Annotated in this window: 24 protein-coding genes and 1 tRNA gene; 6 read left to right on the top strand and 19 right to left on the bottom strand. The window is 41.5% G+C overall.

The annotated features are described in order from the left end of the window. Positions 1–250: 250 nt before the first annotated feature. A complete protein-coding gene (locus ABWV72_RS13165) occupies positions 251–1093 on the bottom strand; it encodes a flagellin N-terminal helical domain-containing protein (protein ID WP_216048249.1) in 843 nt (280 codons plus the stop codon). 364 nt (positions 1094–1457) lie between these two features. After that, positions 1458–2282: a flagellin N-terminal helical domain-containing protein gene (locus ABWV72_RS13160; RefSeq protein ID WP_216048248.1), complete on the bottom strand. Its 825-nt coding sequence runs from the start codon at positions 2280–2282 to the stop codon at positions 1458–1460. A gap of 258 nt (positions 2283–2540) precedes the next feature. On the opposite strand from ABWV72_RS13160, the gene ABWV72_RS13155 reads away from it, so the two are divergent. Beyond that, positions 2541–3470 carry a hypothetical protein gene (locus ABWV72_RS13155; RefSeq protein ID WP_353371041.1) on the top strand — a complete coding sequence of 310 codons (930 nt, stop codon included), beginning with the start codon at positions 2541–2543 and terminating at the stop codon, positions 3468–3470. Positions 3471–3477: 7 nt separating this feature from the next. Here ABWV72_RS13155 and flgL read toward each other — a convergent pair whose 3' ends face one another. The 13 genes from flgL to ABWV72_RS13090 form a co-directional block, all read right to left on the bottom strand. Next, entirely contained in the window at positions 3478–4704 is a 1227-nt protein-coding gene (gene flgL / locus ABWV72_RS13150; RefSeq protein WP_342804705.1) for a flagellar hook-associated protein FlgL, read from the bottom strand. A gap of 8 nt (positions 4705–4712) precedes the next feature. Next, the gene (flgK, locus tag ABWV72_RS13145) at positions 4713–6809 is read right to left on the bottom strand and encodes a flagellar hook-associated protein FlgK (protein ID WP_216048245.1); all 2097 of its coding nucleotides are present in this window, start codon (positions 6807–6809) and stop codon (positions 4713–4715) included. A gap of 24 nt (positions 6810–6833) precedes the next feature. Further along, positions 6834–7811 carry a flagellar assembly peptidoglycan hydrolase FlgJ gene (gene flgJ / locus ABWV72_RS13140; RefSeq protein WP_216048244.1) on the bottom strand — a complete coding sequence of 326 codons (978 nt, stop codon included), beginning with the start codon at positions 7809–7811 and terminating at the stop codon, positions 6834–6836. 33 nt (positions 7812–7844) lie between these two features. Further along, complete coding sequence (locus ABWV72_RS13135) at positions 7845–8927, bottom strand: flagellar basal body P-ring protein FlgI (protein WP_436792301.1); 1083 nt, start codon at positions 8925–8927, stop codon at positions 7845–7847. A gap of 41 nt (positions 8928–8968) precedes the next feature. Then, positions 8969–9658 carry a flagellar basal body L-ring protein FlgH gene (flgH, locus tag ABWV72_RS13130; RefSeq protein WP_216048242.1) on the bottom strand — a complete coding sequence of 230 codons (690 nt, stop codon included), beginning with the start codon at positions 9656–9658 and terminating at the stop codon, positions 8969–8971. An 11-nt stretch (positions 9659–9669) separates the two neighbouring features. Beyond that, the gene (flgG, locus tag ABWV72_RS13125; protein WP_216048241.1) at positions 9670–10458 is read right to left on the bottom strand and encodes a flagellar basal-body rod protein FlgG; all 789 of its coding nucleotides are present in this window, start codon (positions 10456–10458) and stop codon (positions 9670–9672) included. 30 nt (positions 10459–10488) lie between these two features. Next, the gene (locus ABWV72_RS13120; protein ID WP_303499047.1) at positions 10489–11232 is read right to left on the bottom strand and encodes a flagellar basal body rod protein FlgF; all 744 of its coding nucleotides are present in this window, start codon (positions 11230–11232) and stop codon (positions 10489–10491) included. A gap of 181 nt (positions 11233–11413) precedes the next feature. Then, complete coding sequence (gene flgE, locus ABWV72_RS13115) at positions 11414–12796, bottom strand: flagellar hook protein FlgE (RefSeq protein WP_216048239.1); 1383 nt, start codon at positions 12794–12796, stop codon at positions 11414–11416. A gap of 40 nt (positions 12797–12836) precedes the next feature. Then, on the bottom strand, positions 12837–13523 hold the full coding sequence (locus ABWV72_RS13110; RefSeq protein WP_342804706.1) for a flagellar hook assembly protein FlgD: 687 nt from the start codon (positions 13521–13523) through the stop codon (positions 12837–12839). 26 nt (positions 13524–13549) lie between these two features. Further along, positions 13550–13972 (bottom strand): flagellar basal body rod protein FlgC, encoded by a 423-nt coding sequence (gene flgC, locus ABWV72_RS13105; protein ID WP_216048237.1) that lies wholly within the window; start codon positions 13970–13972, stop codon positions 13550–13552. Further along, complete coding sequence (gene flgB / locus ABWV72_RS13100; protein ID WP_342804707.1) at positions 13969–14373, bottom strand: flagellar basal body rod protein FlgB; 405 nt, start codon at positions 14371–14373, stop codon at positions 13969–13971. Before flgB ends, flgC begins: the two co-directional genes overlap by 4 nt. Before the next feature lie 106 nt (positions 14374–14479). Beyond that, positions 14480–15316 (bottom strand): CheR family methyltransferase, encoded by an 837-nt coding sequence (locus ABWV72_RS13095; protein ID WP_353371035.1) that lies wholly within the window; start codon positions 15314–15316, stop codon positions 14480–14482. A gap of 29 nt (positions 15317–15345) precedes the next feature. Beyond that, complete coding sequence (locus ABWV72_RS13090) at positions 15346–16272, bottom strand: chemotaxis protein CheV (RefSeq protein ID WP_216048234.1); 927 nt, start codon at positions 16270–16272, stop codon at positions 15346–15348. A gap of 169 nt (positions 16273–16441) precedes the next feature. On the opposite strand from ABWV72_RS13090, the gene flgA reads away from it, so the two are divergent. The 3 genes from flgA (at position 16442) to flgN (ending at position 18130) form a co-directional block, all read left to right on the top strand. After that, complete coding sequence (gene flgA, locus ABWV72_RS13085) at positions 16442–17173, top strand: flagellar basal body P-ring formation chaperone FlgA (protein WP_353371032.1); 732 nt, start codon at positions 16442–16444, stop codon at positions 17171–17173. A gap of 150 nt (positions 17174–17323) precedes the next feature. Beyond that, the gene (flgM, locus tag ABWV72_RS13080; RefSeq protein WP_216048232.1) at positions 17324–17656 is read left to right on the top strand and encodes a flagellar biosynthesis anti-sigma factor FlgM; all 333 of its coding nucleotides are present in this window, start codon (positions 17324–17326) and stop codon (positions 17654–17656) included. Between the two features lie 48 nt (positions 17657–17704). Beyond that, on the top strand, positions 17705–18130 hold the full coding sequence (flgN, locus tag ABWV72_RS13075; protein ID WP_216048231.1) for a flagellar export chaperone FlgN: 426 nt from the start codon (positions 17705–17707) through the stop codon (positions 18128–18130). 25 nt (positions 18131–18155) lie between these two features. On the opposite strand, the gene ABWV72_RS13070 is transcribed toward flgN, so the two are convergent. Beyond that, complete coding sequence (locus tag ABWV72_RS13070) at positions 18156–18620, bottom strand: LPP20 family lipoprotein (protein WP_303499039.1); 465 nt, start codon at positions 18618–18620, stop codon at positions 18156–18158. A 321-nt stretch (positions 18621–18941) separates the two neighbouring features. Between ABWV72_RS13070 and ABWV72_RS13065 the strand changes: the two genes are divergently transcribed. Further along, positions 18942–20120: a flagellar assembly protein T N-terminal domain-containing protein gene (locus ABWV72_RS13065; protein ID WP_353371029.1), complete on the top strand. Its 1179-nt coding sequence runs from the start codon at positions 18942–18944 to the stop codon at positions 20118–20120. 144 nt (positions 20121–20264) lie between these two features. Beyond that, positions 20265–20341, top strand: a tRNA-Arg gene (locus ABWV72_RS13060). Positions 20342–20379: 38 nt separating this feature from the next. Here ABWV72_RS13060 and ABWV72_RS13055 read toward each other — a convergent pair. The 3 genes from ABWV72_RS13055 to ABWV72_RS13045 all read right to left on the bottom strand — a co-directional run. After that, on the bottom strand, positions 20380–20829 hold the full coding sequence (locus ABWV72_RS13055; RefSeq protein ID WP_303499035.1) for a response regulator: 450 nt from the start codon (positions 20827–20829) through the stop codon (positions 20380–20382). Between the two features lie 94 nt (positions 20830–20923). Further along, the gene (locus ABWV72_RS13050; protein WP_353371027.1) at positions 20924–21874 is read right to left on the bottom strand and encodes an ATP-binding protein; all 951 of its coding nucleotides are present in this window, start codon (positions 21872–21874) and stop codon (positions 20924–20926) included. 31 nt (positions 21875–21905) lie between these two features. Next, positions 21906–22314: IS3 family transposase (locus ABWV72_RS13045; RefSeq protein WP_353371025.1), on the bottom strand; the 409-nt coding region annotated here is incomplete at its 5' end.

Below are 22314 nucleotides of genomic sequence, written 5' to 3'. Positions count from 1 at the left end.
CTTCTTTTCTGCCCAGTCGACTGCCCATTAAAAAAGCCTAAGGCTTTATTATGGAGTGAGAATTCGCCCGCGCCTTTGCATAGCGTGAGTTATCTAATTGTTCTAGTAAAACGTTCCTTCTTCGGTCGGTTGCAGCCTGCCCCCACAATTTGCAATCCGACCGTTTTCTTTTGTTCAATCAATCTTCAATGTTGCAGCCTGCCCCTTTTGCTTGCTCAGCATCATATTTCATGATTTTTCTCTACTTATATTATTGCAACAGTTGCAATGCAGCTTGAGGACGTTGATTCGCTTGTCCCAACACTGTAATACTGGCCTGTTGAATTATCTGCCAGCGGGTTAGTTCAGCGGTTTCAGCCGCAAAGTCTGTATCGCGGATACGAGATCTCGCCGCTGAAACATTTTCTGAAATGTTGCTTAAGTTTCTGATAGTTGATTGAAATCTATTTTGAATCGCACCTAAATCAGCGCGTTTAGCATCGATAATAGAAATTGCACCTAATACAGCAGTCATAGCACGAGACGCATCGGCCTCAGTAGCAACAGATATTAAATTTGCTTCGATACTCTGAGAACCGAATAGGCCGGAAGTCCCGTATCCACCCGCTCTAGAGATATTGACACTGATAGTTTGACCTGGATTAGCACCCACCAAAAAGGCGGACGAATAGGCACCACCAAGAATATTAACGCCACCGAATTGCGAAGTTGCGGCAATTCGACTTATTTCTTGTTTTAAAGCATCTACTTCTTTTTGTAGTGCTAATCGATCTGCCGATCCATTAATACCATTTTGAGATTGCACCGCTAATACACGTATGCGTTGCAATGCAGATGTAGTTTCGGCCAATGCACCTTCTGCAGTTTGCGCAAGCGAAATACCATCATTTGCATTTCTTACAGCCATATTAAGGCCCAGAATTTGCGTGGTAAGTCGATTGGAGATTTGCAGTCCGGCGGCATCATCTTTCGCATTGTTTATGCGCAAACCTGAAGATAAGCGTTCAAACGCTGTACTTAAATTATTGTTCGACGTGAATAGCTGACGACTCGCATTCAACGACGACACATTTGTGTTGACGTATAAAGACATTTTTTTCTCCTAACGATTTAAGCAATCCGCCAAACCTATTATTATTATTAGTGGTTTTTGCGGTGATTCTAAGTGCGCTATTATTAGTTTTATTACGTCACTTATTTAGGCGTGTACTTATTATTTTTTTATTTTGTACATCGCTCTTGGAATCTTTATCGAACAGGATCGAAAAATCCTTTAGCATAAATTTAAGCTAAATTATTATCCCTATTAATATCAATTAGTTAGGTTGAGAAAAAAGCCGACTAAATTAGTCGGCGAAGCGCTCTCACGTTAGGAGGGAAAGAGCGCACTCTCTACGTTATGGGCCATTAAAAGCAGAATCACTACCCCCTGGCTTTAATTTCCCAATCGTATTCTATTAACCTAGAAGCTGAAGCGCTGATTGTGGACGCTGATTAGCCTGAGACAAAACAGTTAAACTTGCCTGTTGGATAATCTGATTACGTGTCAATTCAGCAGTTTCTGTAGCAAAATCTGTATCACGAATACGTGAACGAGCTCCAGCAACATTTTCAGATATATTACTTAAGTTTCTGATAGTTGATTGGAAACGGTTTTGCAGAGCACCTAAATCGGCACGTACAGCTCCTACAGTTGAAATTGCAGCAGTAATCTCTGTTAACGCTGCAGATGCAGATTCAATACTCGCAACTGACGTAGCAGCGATACCTAGGCCAGAAGCCCCAAAACCACTAGTTCTAGACAAATTAACAGAAATAGTTTGACCACCGTTTGCACCCACTAGGAATGCAGCTGAAAATGCCCCATCAAGGATGTCGACACCGGCAAACTGTGAAGTTTGAGCAATACGTGAAATTTCAGTTTTAAGTGCTGAAACTTCTTTTTGTAGTGCTAAACGGTCAGCGGAGGTATTAATACCATTTTGTGATTGGACTGCAAGAGTACGGATACGTTGAAGTGAGTTTGTAACTTCTCCTAACGCGCCCTCAGCAGTTTGTGCTAAAGAAATCGCATCATTGGCATTTCTTACAGCTTGGTTAAGACCTTGAACCTGGGTGGTTAAACGGTCGGTAATTTGCAAACCAGCAGCATCATCCGCTGCACGGTTTATACGGAAACCAGAAGACAAACGCTCAAAAGACGTGCCTAAACGGTTAGATGAATCAAATAATTGACGTTGCGCATTCAAAGACGAAACGTTGGTGTTAACGTATAATCCCATGGGATATCTCCTACACTCTCAGTCCAGCGTTTCGCTGGCAACCGATAAAAATCGGTGGTTAAAAAACACATTCAAGAACATCAATCTTAGTCAAAACTAGATCGGTGTTACTGGCTCTCTCAGATAGGGTATCGACGGGTTAAAAAATCCCTTTAACTAAATTTTGCCGTTTTTTATAAAAACGGCAAAAAATTTCCGCTTTGCAAATTGTAATTAATTGAGATTCAATAGCTTTTTAGATAAAAATAAATTTTAAAAATGATGATTAATTGGACTAATTCGATTTGGAAAACATCTAAACACAGCGCTTTTACCGATCTTTGTGAGTTTGCTGACAAACTATTTGTTAGTTTTAGAGAAGCGTCAGATCACATGAGCCAAGATGGTGACATACGCATCGTTACTTGCGACCTATTTGGTAAAAAAATTAACAGCACCACCCTTAAAATGGCAAATTGTGATTTGCGAGATCCTAAGTTAACGGTCATGCCCGATGGCAAATTACTGATGACTGCCTACGCTCGTTGTTATGATGAAACTGGCAAGTGGCAGCATAGTCGTTCGTTGTGTTGGTTTTCTCAAGATGGATTAAGTTGGTCGAGTCAACATTGGTTTGCAGAAAAAAATTGGTGGGTTTGGCGAATACGCTGGCAAGGAGAACAAGCCTATGGATTTGCTTACAAACGTGCTCAACAACAACTGAACCTTTATAAAGGTAATCCATTACGCACCTTTGATTGTGTAAAACCTAATGTGCTTAGTCTAGCCAGTCACGGACTTGGTTATCCTAATGAAAGTGATTTGTGTTTTATGCAAAATGGCGATGCTTATGCCGTGGTTCGCAGAGATGCTGACTCGTTTACTGCCCAATGTGGCTTTTCAAAACCTCCCTATAACCGTTGGCAGTGGTTTGATTTGCAACAATATATTGGTGCGCCTGTTATCATTTCACATGGTCCGGAAAATATATTGATTTGTGGTAGGGCTTGGTTGAATGGAAAATTTAAAACTGCGCTTTGGCAAATGAACATTGAAACTAAAAAGTTGATCCTAAAGGTTGTTCTACCCTCAGGTGGCGACTGCAGTTATGCGGGCATGGTGCGCTATAATGAAAAAATATACGTTAGCTATTATTCAAGTCATATCGACAATCAAAGTCACATCTATTTAGCGCAGCTAAACCTTTGATCTAAAATTAAATATAGTCAAATAACGTTAGTCCAGTTACGCGCGAAAAAGTTGCTTGAGCTGCTTGCAATGCGGTTTCTTGTTTACTCAATTCAGAAACGGCCTCTGCATAATCCACATCTTCGATGTTCGCACGGGCTGTTTTATTGGCGATTTCAAGATCCAAATTCGATTCATAAACCGACTCGGCAACATTCATGCGGCCACCTAAGGATGAAGTTGCATTAGCTAACGCCTTTGAACCATTATCAATACCCACCAGTGCATCGGCTATGGCTTCATTAAGTCCTTTATCAGTCAAATCGCCATTATTCAGCGCCAGATAAAAGTTGTTTAATGTTTCGGCTATATTTTTCTTTTCTGGCTTATCTAATTCAAAGTCAAAGGTATTACCGACACTTCCTTCAACATTAAATTCAATGCCATTAAACACTAGGGGTTCCCCAGAAATAAAATTAACCGTGGCAATTGTATCGCCGCTACCCAAGTTATCAATTTGCAGTTGATTGCCCGCTAGTATAGTCGCTTGAAACTGGTTGTTCGCTGGGGTCACAGCATCGTAATTATTTTTATGAAATTTATCGAAAGCAGCTTGCTCAGTAATAACAGAGGAAATTGACGATATACCAACGTCTCCGGTTACACTAAAATTAAGCCTTGCTTGTACATTTTCAAAAACAGATTTTCCAGAGCTATTAGACTGAATACTCAGCGCGTCAGAGACTTGGATTTTTTTCACTCCATCATCCCCAGAAAACGTATACTTTTCACCGACCGCTGAAGGATTATAAGTAAACGCTTCGGTTTGAGATTGATAACCGGCGAAAATAAATTCACCATTGGAATTTTGGGTATTCATCAAACTAAATACTTCGTCTCGAATCGCACCAATTTCAATTCCAATCGCTTGTAAATCAGATTCGTCGTAAACTCCATTGCCTGATTGAACCATTAATTGCCTTGCTTTATCCAAAGCAGTATTAATATTCCTTAGGACAACTTCTTCCTGCTGCAATGAATTGGTCAGCAAATCATTATTTCGTTTGAATTGGGTGATTTTGTCCAGGTCTTCGGTTAATCGAACAACTTGAGCGGCGCCAACTGGATCATCAGAAGGTCGTAATAGTTTTTTCCCTGATGATAATTGCTGCTGCACATCAGACAAGGCCCCCTGATTCTGCGTAATAGTGTTAATGCTTCTGTCATACAACTGATTAGTGGATATTCTGGCCATAGTACAATTTACCTTGTAGCACTATAAATGGTGTCAAACAATTCGTTTGCGGTAGTTAAAATTCTTGCTGCCGCCGCATAAGTTTGTTGAAAACGAATCAAGTTTGCTGCTTCCTCATCTAAATTCACCCCAGATACCGATTGAAACCAATCACTGGATTGAGTTTGCATGGCTTCAGCCGCTTGCAACGAAATATTTGCAGAGGCAGTCTTTGCACCGATAGCACTTACAATATTGGCGTAAGATTCATGGAAAGTAACCAAATTACTGCCACCGTTGTTGTTTTGTTGCATGATATCTTGGTCTTGCAAACCAGCCAACTCTAAGCCATTACGGTTATCATCTACACCATCGGTGTTATAACTAATTGTAAACTGATCCCCAGCAACTGGTGTGCCTTGTAAACTAAAGTCATAGCCGGGAAAATCCGCTAAAGCTGAGAATGGCCAACTGCCATCACTTGCGGCTTGTTGCATTAAATTATTGTAGTCAGTAACCCCTGACACCACTAACAATGAATTATTGGCTTCGTCAAAAATTTCAAATTCAGATTCACTATTAAACACAATACTTGCTGGACTACCTGCGACAAATCCGCCACTACCATCGAAGGTGGAGGCTCTAGCATCGGTCAATGTAGTATCGACAAAGGTATTGGTAACAGTAGATGCGGTTAATCGAGCATCCCCCAAATTATCCAAATTACTATCGACTCGAAATGGCGAAGCTAACGCGATGTCTTCGGGTCGGGTCATCACCACATCTATTGCTTGCGCTGTGCTTTTGGTTGGCTGAAATAAATACCTATCTCCCACAGCGTAACTATCTCCATTGGGAAATTCCAACTCAAGACCACCGAGCACTTCGGTAAATGTATCGGCTTGTGCTTCTAAACCTGAGTAAGACTGCGTAAGCGTGTTGCCATCAACATCGGTGACGTAGGAACCATCTGGGTTGACTAAGGTCACGCTTATATCAACGGTATCGGGTGTACCTGGTGAAGTCCCGGTAATTTCAACTAAATAATCAGCCGCGGTGATTTTATTCGCGCCATCTTCAGCCACTCTACCGTTCATTGTTAACGACAAATCAGAATTGGCAGAATAATTTAATCCCTGAAATTCAGGGTTCGAAAAGATATTACCACCAAGTTGCTGGTCAAAATCCATTCCCAGACGATTTTGTTGATTTACAGCACTGGTCAATGCAATGGATATTTGTCCAAGTTCTCGCTGGCCTTCCGCCAAAACCTCATCTCGATAGCGGAATAATCCGCCCATTTGGCCACCTAAATTTTGCTCAGGTAATCTCAATGTGGTTGGTTTACCGGTGCTGGCTAAATACAGGTTTCGATAATCGGGATCCGGATCACCACTTAGCTGAAACAGATTAAACGATCCGTCTTCCAAAACCAGTGATTCTCCAGATGTGAGATTTACCATTAATGAACCGTCATCATTACCATTGTCGCGGGTTTCAATCGACATTATCTCAGCCAATTCCAAAATCGCGTTATCGCGCTGATTTTTCAGCACGCCAGGCTCGTCAAATATATTGTTGCCCTCTGCAATCCGAATATTCGCATTAAGCTCGGCAATGGTCTCAATCAGTTTATTCGCTTGGTTGATTGTTGCATCTAATTCTAAGTTAAGTTCTTTTTCTTTATCGTCCATAAACTTAGACAAAGTACTCACTTGGCCGACTAAGGCATTTGCTTCACCTAAAACGAGCTGTCGAGCCGCCATGTTTGTGGGCTCATCAGTCGCTGTTTGCAATGAACTGAAAAATCGACTCATGCTGCTTGATATGCTATTTGCTTCGCTAGCAAAGATATTATCTAACACACTAGAGCGCTGGAAATAGGTTTCGAATTCGCCAACTTGTGTCGTATCTCGGCGCAGTTGATTTTGTGCAAAGGTGTCTAAAACACGTTCGGTGGTGCCACGACCAACTCCGCCCACTAATTGGCTTTCAAAGGTTGTGCGCTCTCTAACATAGCCCTCGGAGTTAACGTTCGCTATGTTGTTACTGGTAGTGGCAAGCAGCTGATTACTGGCGCGCACACCACTGGTTGCTATCGTGTATAGATCGGCAGCTCTGATCATCTGTGTGACTCCCACTGAAATCCGTTATTCAGCATTTTGCTTTCCAAACGCTAATGTGGACAACGCTGATTTGAACGTATCACTGTTTAATACCGACAGAATTTTGTTCGCGTATTGAGGATCAGTAGCATAACCAGCGGATTGCAAAGCACTAAAATAGGCTTGAGGATCTTTGACGTTTTCCAACGCTTGTTGATATCTTGGATTATCGGCCACAAAAGACACATAATCATTTAAGCCATCGGCAAAAGAATCATAGGTTCTAAACTGCGCTTTTTGTTGCTTAGCCACACCTTGTTCAAACTCAACAGTGTTGATTGCGGTTGTCTCTCCTTGCCAGCGATTATCAGCTTTGATGCCAAATAAATTATGTGTATTTTGACCACTTCCGGTATGGATCATATATTGTCCCCAGCCTGTCTCAACGGCTGCTTGAGCTAATAAAGCCTTAGGATCAATACCTATTTTTTGTGCTATTTCTTGCGCATGGGGCAACAATGTTTGCATAAATTCAGACGGAGAAGCGAAGGCGCTTTGTTTAGTCGCATTTTGGCTTGGTTGTACAGCAGCACTGTCGTTCTGAGTGCTTGAGTACTCCATACTTGCTTGACGAACCATATTATGCAAATTGGCATTTTCACGAACCGCACTGGCCGGCATGAATCCGTTTTCGCCAGGGCTGAGTTGTTGAACGATCAAATCCGCAATCCCCACTCCGCCTCTTGACGATAAATCAACAGCCAATTGTTGATCGTGCATATCTCGGTAAAATTTAACTTGTTGAGAATTGAACGGGCTGTCTTTGTCAGCCAATGCATCTTGGGCTTTACGCATTGATTTGAGCATCATCTGCACAAATATCGCTTCAAATTGTTTAGCCGCTTCGTCTAATGCTTGTTTATCACCACGCTGGGCAGCCTGACGCAAATTATCGATGCCCTTTAAATCGTGGACATTGCGCGATAATTCAAGTTGTTGATCAATGTGGTTGTTCATTTCCATAATAAATTCACTGATTCACTGATTCACAAACAATTAAATAACGATGAGTTCGCCTTGCAAGGCGCCCGCTTGTTGTAAGGCTTCAAGAATGGCCATTAAATCTCCAGGAGCCGCGCCGACTTCATTCACAGCACGAACCAGCTCATCTAAACTCACTCCAGGATCAAATTTAAACATACGGCTATCATCCAAACTCACGTCAACAATCGACTGATTGGTGACCGCAGTTTGTCCTTGGGCAAGAGCATTAGGTTGAGAAACGGTTTGATATTCCGAAATTGTGACCGTGAGTCCACCATGGGTAATGGCAGCAGGCAATAAACGCACATCTTTACCGATAACAATAGTGCCGGTACGACTATTAATAATGACTTTTGCCGGTGCATCAGCTGGGGTAAAAGTGAAGTTTTCTAGGGTAGCCACAAAGTTAACCCGTTGCCCTACGTCCCTTGGCGCTGACACTCGCACCGACGCGGCATCAATAGGCGTGGCTATCAAATAACCCATTTCAGGATCTGCTCCCAAACGTTGGTTAATTGTATCCGCCAAAGATTTGGCGGTGGAAAAATCCGGATAATTCAAGTTCAGAGTTAAAAAGTCATTTTGCATAAGTCCACTGGGAACCGCTCTTTCAACTAAAGCACCATTAACAATGCGTCCAACCGTGGGTGTATTAGAAACGATTTTAGAACCATCAGCGCCTTCAGCACCAAATCCACTTACCACCAAGCTCCCTTGGGCTACGGCATACACTTTGCCATCTAACCCTTTAAGAAAGGTTTGCAATAAGGTTCCACCGCGCAAACTGGCAGCCTCACCTACAGAAGAAACGGTGACATCGATTGTTTGGCCAGGTTTCATAAAAGCGGGCAATTCGGCATGCACGGCGACAGCCGCTACATTTTTTATCTTTGGTTTCACACTCGACGATAAGCTAATCCCAAAATTGCTCAACATGGTACGGAAACTCTGTTCAGTGAATGGACTCTGTTCACCCGTTCCTGGCAGACCAACTACTAAGCCATAACCTACCAATTGGTTACTACGTACCCCTTGTATGGAAGCAAGATCTTTGATCCGCTGTGCATGGGCAAAAGGCGTGACCAGAACCACCATCAGCAAATAAATGAGCGATGAACGTAAAGTTGAATTTTTCATTAAAATGGCCACCACTCAGAGGAAAAGAATTTATTTAACCAGCCTTGTTTTTGGGCATTGGCAAAGGTTCCTGTACCACTGTATTGAATACGGGCATTGGCAATTTTTGTAGAAACAATTTCATTAGTAGGACTAATATCAGCTGGACGAACGACGCCCGTTAAGCGGATGTATTCATCGCCATTATTTAAGGTCAGCCACTTTTCTCCGCGCACCACTAAATTTTGATTCGGCAGAACCTGAATAACAGTGACAGAGATATTGCCACTCAAGTTATTGCTTTGGTTGGCCTGTGCATCGCCAGTAAACTCATTGTCGGCGCCAACACCCAATTGAATGCTTTTACCACCAATATTCAACGCTTCACCGCCCAAACCAATGATCGTATCAACGTTAACATCCGTTTCTTTTGAGGTTGAAGTACCTGCCGACTTGGTAGCGCTGGTGTTTTCCTGCAAATTCACGGTGATAATATCGCCGATGCGTCTAGCCTTTACATCTGAATAAATGCTGTTTGCCATGTCTGCCTGAAAAATTGCCCCATCCTGAGTTAACTTTTGGCGAGGCATGTCAGGTATAACTGGCGCATAACTTGGATCATTTGGCAAAGGGCCGACCATAGGTGAACTTACACACCCAGTCAGCACGAATAGAGTTAATGTAGTCAGAAAATAAGTTAACTTAGCCATAATTAAGCTCACTATAGTTGCTGAATTACCTGACCCAACATTTGGTCAACTGAAGAGATCACTTTCGAGTTCATTTCATACAGTCTTTGACTTTCAATTAGGTTAACCAATTCCTCGGTAACGTTGACATTTGAAGTCTCTAATGCCCCTTGAACGATGGTGCCCAAACCTTCCAAGCCAGGTACGCCTTGTATCGGTGCTCCGCTTACCGCAGATTCAACATACAAATTTTGGCCGATAGGCTGTAAGCCAGTTGGATTGATAAAATCCGATAAACTGATTTGTCCTAAAACAGTAGGATCCGCCTGTCCACGAATAGAAGCTGAGACTTCACCATCTTGTGAAATAGTTATCTGTTGCGCGTCTTCAGGAATTGTGATGTTCGGTTGCAATAAAAAACCGGCACCGGGTGTCACAATTTGCCCTTGATCGTCCAACGTAAATTGACCATTTCGGGTATAAGCTATGGTGCCATCAGGCTGCAGTATTTCGAAAAAACCGCGTCCTTGAATCGACATATCGAGTGCATTATCAGTGGTCAACATATTCCCTTGGGTGTGGGATTTTTGGGTCGCAACCACCTTACTACCGGCACCTAACATTAGTCCCGAGGGTAGTTCAGTGTCAGCAGATGAACGTCCACCTGGTTGGTTGATGTTTTGATAGAGTAAATCTTCAAATATCGCTCTATCTTTTTTGAAACCCACTGTGCTGGCGTTAGCCAAGTTATTTGAGATAACCGATACATCTGTTTGGGCTGCATCGAGTCCTGTTTTACTTATCCAAAGTGCTGGGTGCATAATTCACCTCCGCTATTTTAAGTTTTAGTACTAAATAATTCTGAGTAGTTGATTGCCGCGCATATCTAGCGTATCGGCCTTTTTCATCATCTTGACTTGCAGTTCGTAATGACGTTGCAAGCTGATCATATTTACCATTTCGTCAATCGCATTTACGTTACTCCCTTCCACCATGCCGGTACGAAGTCTAACGTTGATATCTTCATTTGCTTCTTGACCATTTTTAAGTCGAAATAAACCGTCTTCACCGCGCTCCATATCTGCAACATTCGGATTGACCATTTTTAATCTGCCAACTTCTTCTAAAACGGTTTCAGGCGCGCCTTGTGGTCGCACTGAAATTGTTCCGTCGTTAGCAATATTGATGTTGGATAAAGGAATCGGCAAAAATATGCCTCCGGCATCGCCTATAACCGAATTCCCGTGGGCATCTTCGAGACCACCATCAGCGCCTAATTGCAAATTTCCAGCGCGGGTATAAGCTTCGTTTCCTTGTGCATCCAACACGCTAAACCAGCCGTCCCCTTGGATAGCAACATCCAACTCACGATCAGTTTGGATCATTGCGCCACCAGCGTAATTATTAAACGGGGATTCAGTCATGGAAAAGACCCGAGTCGGCAAACCTTCGCCGTATGCCGGCATCGCTCTAGCGTTTTCCAACATGGCCTTGAAGCCATTGGTTTGTGCATTTGCTAAATTGTTCGCTCGCACAGCCGTGCCCAATAGGTCTTGGCTGGCTCCGCTGGCTGATATATAGAGTAATTTATCCATGACAACTTATTGACTCTGGTTAACGTAACCTAAAAGATTGCAATAAAGATGCCATTGGCACATAAAAACAGAATTAAAAACGTGTAAATGCAGAAGGCTTGATGAAGTTTCTGTATTCCTTTGAAATTTAACAAAAAAATACCGCTCTTGATTAGAGCGGCATTGTTAAATTGATGGCAGATTATCGAATATTTAAGATAGTTTGGTTAAGTTGGTTATTCACCTCAAGTGCCCGTGAATTCGCTTGGAAGTTACGCTGGGCGATAATCATATCGATTAACTCCGTGGTTAAATTCACGTTCGCTTGTTCAAGCGCTGAAGAGTTAACATCACCGAAGGTACCGGTGGTCGCTTCCCCTGCTAGCGCTTCGCCAGACAAAATACTTTCTTTCCACTGTGTACTACTTTGTTGGGTTAGGCCTTGTTCATTTGCAAAACGAGCTAGGGCAACACGAACTACAGGTTCAGATGTACCATTTGAAAAAGTAGCGCGCACTAAACCATCCGGACCAATGTCAATACCTGTAAGTCTTCCAACGGCTAGACCATCTTGTTCTAATGACGTAACTTCGAACGAAGAGGCAAACTGAGTCGGTTCATCTGCCGTTGCACTACCAACTTCAAGCGCGAAGTTGGTTGTAATCGTCTGAGTTGCATCAGAACCGTTTATCAACGGCGGGTTACCTAACTGAACAGTCGTCACATCGCCGGTGGCAACAGGGGTACCATCACCATTTTGAATACCAATAAAATCACCGCCGCTACTAAACTGCATTCTAAACCCAGAGACCGCATCAGCTCCTAAGGATACTGAACCTGCAATGTTATTAGGATCTGTACCAGCAACGTTTTCAGTGTCACCTGCGATATCAATAGCAGTGTCATCTACATAATTAACTACTACCCATTCATTGGTTGCTGCAGAATCTTTCATAAAGTAATAGGTCATCACATGACTATCACCCAACGAATCATAAACGGTAATAGATGTAGCTGCGTTATAGGTAAGTGGATCGTTAGGATCAAAAAGTGTTATATCTTTAGCATCATCACCTGCTGGCAAATTAAAGCGAGGTGCAACTTCGGTGGTTTGTTGTGGTGAGCCTGAAGAGTCTGGAATTCTCACCGGAATAGTTGTGCTCAAAGCCACAGATGAAGAGGTACCATCAGCGTTGACCGGGAAGCCCATTAAGTTATCACCGTTGGAATTAACCACAAAGTTATCTTGATCAAGCTTAAACTGCCCTGCTCGAGTAAATGAAAAATCACGAGAGGTTATTTCAGGAGTCGTGGCAAAAAAACCATTTCCAGTAATCGCCAAATCCAGTGCTGTATTGGTAAACTGAAGACTACCTTGAGAAAATTGCTGAGCAACATCTTGGGTTAAGACACCGTCGCCAACTTTTGTATTACCGGCTGCCAATAGCGACGAAGCATAAACGTCACCGAATTCGGCACGAGATTCTTTAAAACCGACAGTATTTACGTTTGCAATGTTATTTGCAGTGACATCTAGATCTTTTTGAGCAGCTGAAACACCGCTTAATGCTATGTTAAAAGACATCGTTTATTCTCTCCTAAACTAAAGGGCTAACATTTTTTAATTAACCACCGATTTGAATGACATCACTCAAATTGACACTTGTTTCGCCATCCAAATTTAAAATGACACCTTGATTGTTACTCGCAAAACTAACGCTATCTACATGCCTATTGACCGCTGTAGGTAAGGTTGTTGACTCGCCGTTTTGTGTACCTTGTGCATAAACTGCATAATTGCCGGCTGGCAAAGGATTGCCGTTAGCATCTTTACCATCCCAACTAAATTCAATATTACCTGCCGACTGTGTACCAGCATCAATGGTTTTAATTAATTCGCCGGCTTCAGACTCAATGGTAATTTGTAAATCTTGAGTGGTTTGATCGGAAATAACCACCCCGGTTACGCCGTTACTAGTATCGCTTAAATATCCAACGTTACCTTGTAATAAGACATCTTGACCAATAAGGCTGGAAGCCTGTAATGCTTGGTTTGAGGTCATGCTAGAAGCAAATTCAGAAAATTTAGTATTCAGTGAATCAATACCTTCAGAAATACTGAAGCTGGTCATTTGTGATACCATCTGATCGTTATCTACAGGTTTGGTAGGATCTTGATTAGCTAATTGCTCAGTTAGCAAAGAGAAAAAGTCTTCCTGACTTAACCTTTCATTACTGCCATCATCAATAGGCACGGTTTCTTCTTGTACATACAGGTTAGAATCTAATCCTGTCGATTTTGATATTTCCACGTTACTTTCCTCACTAAATCAGTGATTTATTGACCCTGACCAAGTTGCAACACACGTCTGAATATACGTTTTGTAGTGTCTGCCAACTGAACATTGGTTTCATAAGATTTTGACGCTGACATCATGTCTGCCATTTCCTCAACCACATTCACATTTGGCTTGTAGATATAGCCATTACTGTCTGCCATTGGGTGACCTGGGCTGTATTCGATTTGCAGTGGCTTTTGGCTTTCAACAATACCTAATACTTGTACACCTGCGCCTTGAGATTGTGACTCTGTTGCACGTTGCATTTCGGCAGCAAAAACAGGATGGCGAGCCTTGTATGTGGCGTCATAACTACTACTGACGCTATTTGCATTGGCAATGTTACTGGCCGTTGTATTCAATCGAACACTCTCTGCAGACATGCCAGTGCTTGCAATATCCATAACTCTAAATAAACTCATGCGCCTTGCCCTCCAGCTAGTGCTTTTTTCATACCTTTAATCTTGCCAGTCAAAAATTGGATGCTTGCCTGATAGCGCATTCCATTTTCCAAAAAGGCATTACGTTCAGCTTGCACCTCTACCGTATTACCATCACCAGTATCAGGTTGTAATGGAATTCGAAATTCAATACTTGCTTGAGATTGCATTGAACCTTCAAAGTGCTTTTCATGGGTACGTGTCATATTTTGCTGACGATCTTGATTTGCTGATTGCATGGCTTTCTGAAAATCTACACCACGGGCTTTGTATCCTGGCGTATTAGCATTTGCCAAATTTCCAGAAATAACTTCCATAGTTTCGGTTCTAACCTGCATTGCTCGGTCGTGAAGTCCGGTTAATTTATCAAGACTGATTGCCATGTTGTTCTCATCTTAAAAACTCGCTTGTGAGAAATTTAGCAAGGGTTATGCCAAGACATAGGGAGGTGGATACGGATGAACCGTGGATATTACATAACAGTATGTATTAGTTAGCTTTTTTAATATAGAACAGACCGGGATTATTGCGCACCAAAGTGAATAATTGATTCAATTCAGCGATAGATTCAGATGCGCCAAGAAATAAAGCCCCATCGTTTTGCAGGCAAGCGGCAATTTGTTGCAGTATTTTCCGCTTATTGTTTACAGAAAAATAAATCAGCACATTTCGACAAAAAACCACGTCAAATCGGCCTAGCCCAGAATAACTATTTAGTAAGTTCTGAGGTTTAAAATTCACCATAGAGACGATTTCTTTATCCAATTGCATGTGGTTGTTATCGACCGCTTTAAAAAAACGCTCTTTACGTTCCTCCGACAAACCTCTGCTAATCGAAATACTATCAAACTTGCCGGTTTTAGCCCGCTGAAGCATATCAGTTGAGATATCGGTAGCAACAATCTCCACGCCTAACGGGAAGGCTCTAGGATTAGCTCTTTTATATTCTTGAATACACATTGCAATGGAAAATGGTTCTTGCCCGGACGAACAAGCTGCGCTCCAAATTCTCACTTTACGCTTTGCTTTAGAAAGCTCAGTTAACAATCTATTAGATAGAATTTCGAAGGGGTATTTGTCACGGAACCACAAGGTTTCATTAGTAGTCATAGCATCAACGACTTTTTCCCGCATCTTGGGGGAATGGCCGCTATACGCGATCTTCAGTAACTCAGAAATACTTGCCAAGTTTTCTTGGCGAACCAAGGGTCCTAGGCGACTATAAACTAAATAGCTTTTTTTCTCATTTAGTACAATACCGCACTGACGCTCTAAAAAATGCGTAAACTCTAAGAATTCGTGCGGCGCTAATTGATCTAATTTCAAACATTAATTTCCGTAGGTAAAGTAGAGCTTTATTTGTTAAACCATTTTTGCACAGCTGACGCTAGCTCATCTGGGTGAAATTTAGCAATAAAGTCGTCTGCTCCAACTTTTTGTACCATTGCTTGATTAAATACACCGCTTAAAGAAGTATGCAATACTACTTTGAGTTTGCTTAGCTCCGGTGTGTTTTTGATCTCTGCAGTAAGTGTATAACCATCCATTTCCGGCATTTCTATGTCAGACACCAACACACCAACTTTATCGGTGACGTCGCCAGTTTCTGCGGCAATTTCTTTTAAACGATTAAGCGCTTCAAGTCCATTTTTAGCCACTTCAATGTTTAATCCCAACGCAGCAAGTGCTTTTTTAACTTGGCTTCTTGCCACTGATGAATCATCAGCGATAAAGATAATTTTATCATTTGCAGGAGATTCTGACATATTTAAATCCGCTGCTAAATCTTCACTGACTTCAGTTTTTAATGGTGAGATTTCATTTAGAATCTTTTCCACATCAAGAATTTCAATCAACTCATCATCAACTTCCGTCACTGCAGTCAAATAACTTGCTTTCCCGGTACCTTGAGGAGGAGGCATAATTGCATCCCAATTGGTATTGATGATACGTTCAACTGAGCCGACTAAAAAACCCTGCACTGAACGGTTGTACTCAGCAATTATAATAAATGCGTTGCGAACGTCTTCTATTTTTCTGCCGCCGGTTGCCATACTCAAGTCAATTACTGAGATCGTTTGGCCACGAATATGAGCAACACCTCGAATTAACTTATTTTGCTTAGGTATTGAGGTTAACTGGGGGCACTGCAATACTTCACGCACTTTAAATACATTGATGCCAAATCGCTGTCTGCCATTCAATCTAAATAGCAGCAATTCAAGTCGGTTTTGACCAACAAGTTGTGTGCGTTGATTAACTGAGTCAAGAACTCCCGACATATACCACCCCAATTAAATTTAAAGTAGGCACAATTGTTGCGTTGTCCCTATTAGAAAACCAAGTTTAACTAATTTTAGCGCCAAAAATCGTATTTGTGACTGAATTTTGACGTTTATCTTTGTTTGCTTAACGATTTAATAAGCATAGACAAAACGGCGGCACCTGAACATGAAAATATCGTTAATTCGTACAACTGGTAAGTTATTAAGTGTTTTCTTCAGCGCCTGTTTAACTCTCAACAGTGGTTTCGCTGCGGCGTCCAGCGACACTAACCCTGCTCACCAACAACTTAGTCAAGCAGTAGAAAATTACGTTAATACGCAGCTGAGGCATATAGCTGCACCAAGTGATGATAACTTGCTAGTAAAAGCGATGCCATTAGACGAAAGGATAGTCATTCCTGATTGCCCTACTCCATTTACCATATCGGCTAGTAAAGAAGCGCTAGCGCAAAGTAACATAACGGTGAGAACCAGTTGTGAACAAACGAATTGGTATTTATATATGATGGTAAAAGCCACTCGCGTGCAACCCGTAGTCGTGCTCACCACCTCGGTCAGTCCTGGCACTGTTTTAAATGAGAATGATGTTAAAGTTGTGATGCTTGATAAAAACCTAATAAGAACGAGTACCTTTGCCGATATCAGCACTGTGGTAGGCGCTCGAATGAAAAAAAGAAGTCGACCTGGCCAACCCGTAGTCCCCGGCCAACTTTGTTTTGTATGTAAAGGAGACAGTATTCTGATTACCGCTGATACTGGTGGGGTAAGCATTAAAACCAAAGGTATAGCCCAACAGGATGGTAACCTTGGCGATACGATTGCGGTGAAAAACAGCAAGTCGAATAGAGTGGTGCATGCACAGGTGGTGAATACCCATCAAGTAGTGGTGCAGATTTAGTATAATTAGCGTAAACTATGGGTTATTACATCTGGTTAGCGCAGATTTGAGCTTATCTAAATAATATTTAATTTTTTTCTACATTTAGCTAAAGGTCTTTAAGTTCCGGCCGATAAGATAAGTGAGGCAAATTAGGTATTCGAGGTCATTATGGCAATTAACAATATAAATAGTGGAAATCAAAAGCCACAACTTGAGAATCAGAGGCTGAATCAACAGCAATCTCAGAGTCAAGCGACTGCGCAATCTGCTGCTCAGCAATCTAAGTCTGCAGAAGCGCCACGTCAAGATTCAGTATCACTCACGCAATCTGCTCAGCAGCTTAGCCAGGTTCAAAAGAAATCTAGTGATACACCTGTCAATCAGGAAAAGGTCGACAAATTGAAAAAAGCCATACAGAATGGAGAATATCGCGTTAACCCTGAAGTATTGGCGCAAAAAATTAGCAAACTCGAAGCTCAAGTTTTTGGCATTGAAGATTAGAATTTGATGCCAGATTGGTTTAGCTTCTCAAAATAAAAGCAAAGCTAAATGAAAAACCTAATTGCCCTCCTCCAAAAACAGAAACAACAACTTGATTCACTTATTTTATTGCTTGAGTCTGAGCTGCATTTAATCAGTACGCGAGACGCTGAATCACTCACTTCCGTTATCAATGAAAAATCGGAATTGTTAGAATCGATTGCCAGCACTGACAAAAGCGTTGAGCAGGAAGTTGAGAAACAACCTGAAGCAACATCAGAGCAAGCTGTAACAGACTTATTTGATCAAATTAATCAATCTTTGTCCCAATGTAAATTCAGAACCGAGATCAATCAAAAAGCGGTAGAACAAGGTCAGTTGCGCTTGCAACATCTTCGCACTTTGCTTTTAGAATCCCGAGCTAAAGAAACCATGACTTACGATAAAAGCGGCAAACCTAAAGGTGGTTCTTCAGGCAAGAGTGTGACCGTTTAAAAGTTCGTTATCAAAGGAATAGAGTTTAATAATAACGAACTTTCTTCACTTGTTTCGGCTTGGCAGTACTCAGATATAAATCATGCACTAGGCTAAAATCCAACTCCAACTCTGTGGCATAAGAGTCATTGCCAATGGGGTAGCTTTTTACTACTCGCGCACCGCGGATCACACCTTGAACACTGGCCATTAGTTGAGTATCAGTGAGCACAAGATTAGCCAAAGACTGTTCACCGTCAATTTTTTGTCCATAAACCTGCTCAGTTAGTTCACGGTAAGCATCCAGTTTCGATGCTTTCACTGCCATTAGTACTTTCGCTGAACGGTTACTTCCCCGTTGAGCATCTATTGGCGCATAGCCGATAGAGCGAATAACAGGATAAGAATCAGGTTCGATGGTTTCCCACTCAACTTGTTTGTCTATGATGTTTTGACAACCGATTAATCCGGCTAGACATCCCGCAATCACAAAGGTATAAATTAGTTTCATATTTTTCTCAGTAGTATCTTTACAGCGCATTGTTAAGCTGCATTCGGCTTCAATTGATAATTCAAAACCATTTCAAACTGTCTTCAAGATTTTTCACTGCAATATTTGTTCCTTATCACAAAAAAATTGAGACCCAAGTAAGTAGACCAACTGTGATAGAAGAAAATTGGTTACTGATTAACCGCCATCTGAAAACAGGTACAAAAGATGCATTACCTGATTTACTAACTATAGTAACTAAATACGTAAAAAGTGGCTACGCATGCAAATACACACGTTAAAGCCGTTTTGAATTTAAGCGTTAATTGGATATTTTTTGAAATGAAGCCCATAAACTGCCAAATTTTTTCTGTTAAGTTAATCACTTTGTTCTGTGCCTTTTGCGCAGCACTCTTTTCTGCGCAGTCGTTGGCAGCTTGGTTCGAGTCCAGTGGTCAAGCGGCAATAAGAAACGGCAATATTGAGTTAGCGCGGCAAAATGCGACCCAAGAAGCAATTAAGCAAGTATTGTTATTTGCCGGAGCTTCGGTACACAGTGTGCAAAAAATGGCAAACGGCGTATTGCAAAATGATGACTTAACGATTCGCGCCAGTGGCGAAGTCAATAGTATTGAACTAATAGATGAAGTTTTTAGAGATGGCTATCTCACAGTTTCCTTGCGGGCAGATATTTTCCCTCAAAAAAACACATGTCAATCATCAGAATACCCTAAAAGTATAGTTACCACTTGGCACCCAATAGACAACCGAGAACAAGCCACTACCGGCAATCTATTTGAAATAGGTACTAAGTTGCCAGAAGTACTTCAACAAAACTTCGAAGACTTCGCACAGCAATCGAGTATTCAAACCATATTACCTTTCTACTATGCGCAACAACCGCTTTCAATGATCAACGATGCAATGGTACTAGCCAAACAATCAAGCTCTCAATATGTGCTAACTGCCACCGTTAAAGATCTAAGTTTAAACAATGTTAACCAGTCTAAATGGCAATTTTGGAATAACCCTACACCAATAAGAAATTTCAGTTATCAAGTTACCCTTTATGACGGTTACACTGGTACCTTGATGTGGCAGAAATTATATTCTTCAAACGCGCCATGGGACTTCGATACTCATCAGAGTGTCGACATAAATAGCGGCCTGTTGTGGCAAAGTGCTTACGGTGTGGCAATTTCCTCAATCATGCAGGATATTGCGATTAACGTTGACGAAAAGTTAGCTTGTTCGCCTACGTACGGACGCATAATACAAGTAAGAGGTGATCAACTAACCCTCAATATTGGTAGCAACCAAGGCATTCAAAACGGTGATGAATTCACCCTATTTCAGCTGCAACAGAAACACAACCCTCAGGGCCAAACCTTTACCCAGTTTAATCTACACCCTACCCCAGTGAGAGTTGTGAGTGTTTCGCCAGGGACTGCGGTTGCGGTATCAAAAGACGGTACTTTACTGGCCAATATTCAAGCCAATGATTTTGTTTCCAAACAATAAATTAGGGGCTTGCGATTAGATTATTGATGTCCTTTTAAGCACATCGAAATTGCTATTCGATTTCTCATCAAAAACAGGTAAACCCAGACTTGTCTTAATACTGCCAAATTTAGTATAGTCTTGCCCGCTCTGATGTTGGAACATGTCCCCTTAGCTCAGCTGGATAGAGCGACCCCCTCCTAAGGGGTAGGCCAGAGGTTCGAATCCTCTAGGGGACGCCATTTGATTAGAATGTTTATAAAGGGGGAGTTTGTTATCGTTAATCGATAACCATTTGCGCTTGGCAAAACCAGAAGTTAATTAGGTCTTTCATTAATGCGACCAGATCAAAGTAGTTGTTTGGTTTGGTTAAATAGGCGTTACTGCCCAGAAAATAACACTCTTTGATATCAATTTCAGAATCAGACGTTGTGAAAATTATAACCGGTATATGTTTGAGTCTTGGATCTTGCTTAATTTCTGCCAGCGCTTCTCTCCCCGATTTACGCGGCATATTTAAATCTAACAGTATCAAGTTTGGCAGCACTTCAGCGCTATTAAGCACCGATATTAGCTCTTCGCCATCTTGCGCAAACTTAATTTTATCCAATGTCAGATTATTTTCAGTTAGCGCGTCACGGATCAGCTCTTGATCATCCAAATCATCTTCCGCCACTAAAATGTAACTGACCGCTCTAAGTTTTGTCGCTACTGAACTTATATTATTCATGACTGGAACCTGTTTTCCCTTACAAAGGTCTTTGTTATTATTTTTAATCGCGAATATATCACAAGGTTCTGATTGTTAATAACGATAACGTACACTAGTTAATTTTAGGGTCAATAAGAGGCACGGTTATGAAAAATGTAGCGCCTTTTCCAAGTTCTGAATCTGCCCAAATTTTACCGCCATGACGGCTCAATATCTTTTTACAGATAGCTAATCCCAAGCCTGTGCCTTCATACTCTGACTTACCATGAAGCCGTTCAAACAAACAGAATATCTTTTGCATATGAATACTATCGAAACCTACCCCATTATCTTTGAACGCAATAGTCACAAATTTTTCATCTTTATGGGTGACATCAATATCAATTTTTGGCTGTGTTCCTTGTGAAGTAAATTTGATGGAGTTTTGAATTATGTTTTGTACCACACGACGTAATTGATTTTGGTCACCATAAACTTCGCCAATGTGAGCGGTATTGATAATCACGTCTTTTTCCGCGATTAACATTTCCAAATCAAGAATAACGTCTTGAATTAACTGATCAAAACTCAAATTAATGAATCCATCATTGGCACGATGAATACGCGAAAAGCTCAGAATACCTTTTATCAACGTTTGCATTCTTTGCGCTGAACTCATCATTTTTTCGAGATAAACTTTGCCTTTATCACTTAATGTTGACTCCGAATATTCAATTCGTCCACCAAATGATTGAATCTTTCGCAAAGGTTCTTGTAAGTCATGGGAAGCAACAAAAGCGAAACGCTCTAGTTCTCGGTTAGATTCTTCAGATTTCGAGAGTGCTTCCACAAGTTCGAGTTGAGCTCGCTCTTTGTTTGCAATTTCTATTCTGAGCTGCTCTGTCCGCGCCGCCACTTTCTGTTCCAAGGTTTCGTTTATTTGCTCTAAACGTTCCGATTTAGACAGCACATAATTAACCACAGTATTTCTAAATTTTAGCGCACAAGACAACTCTATGGGTTCCCATGCCAGCGCTTGATTTTTCACATTCTCGCGCCACAACCTAAATGAACTGCGTGGCATCTGTAATGGTCAACTTTTCTTGGACACTTTATTAGGCACTTTTCATTAATTTCATCTCATATTCGACTGGTGAGATGTTTCCCAGTTTTTGGTGTCGCCGCTTCTGATTATAAAATGGTTCGATATAATCAATAATATCCGCTTGGGCCTGGTGACGAGTTTGATACCTTCTGTAGTTAACCCGTTCAGATTTCAAACTTCTAAAGAAACGCTCCGTAACGGCGTTATCTAAACAATTTCCTGCTCGACTCATGCTTGCCTGGATCCCAAGTTCACTCAAACAGTTCTGGAATGACTCACTTGTGTATTGAGCCCCTTGATCTGAATGGAATATGACTCCTGTCATAGGCTCTCTTTTATTGACTGCTAACCGAATAGCGCGGGTAGTCAACTCAGTATTGGGTTTATCTGAGAATGCCCAGCTAATAATTTTTCTCGAA

It is taken from the genome of Aliiglaciecola sp. NS0011-25, assembly GCF_040370605.1.
Classification (GTDB): Bacteria; Pseudomonadota; Gammaproteobacteria; order Enterobacterales; family Alteromonadaceae; genus Aliiglaciecola; species Aliiglaciecola lipolytica_A.
The sequence above is the reverse complement of the archived record's forward strand: the minus strand, read 5'-3'. Positions and strand labels throughout refer to the sequence as shown.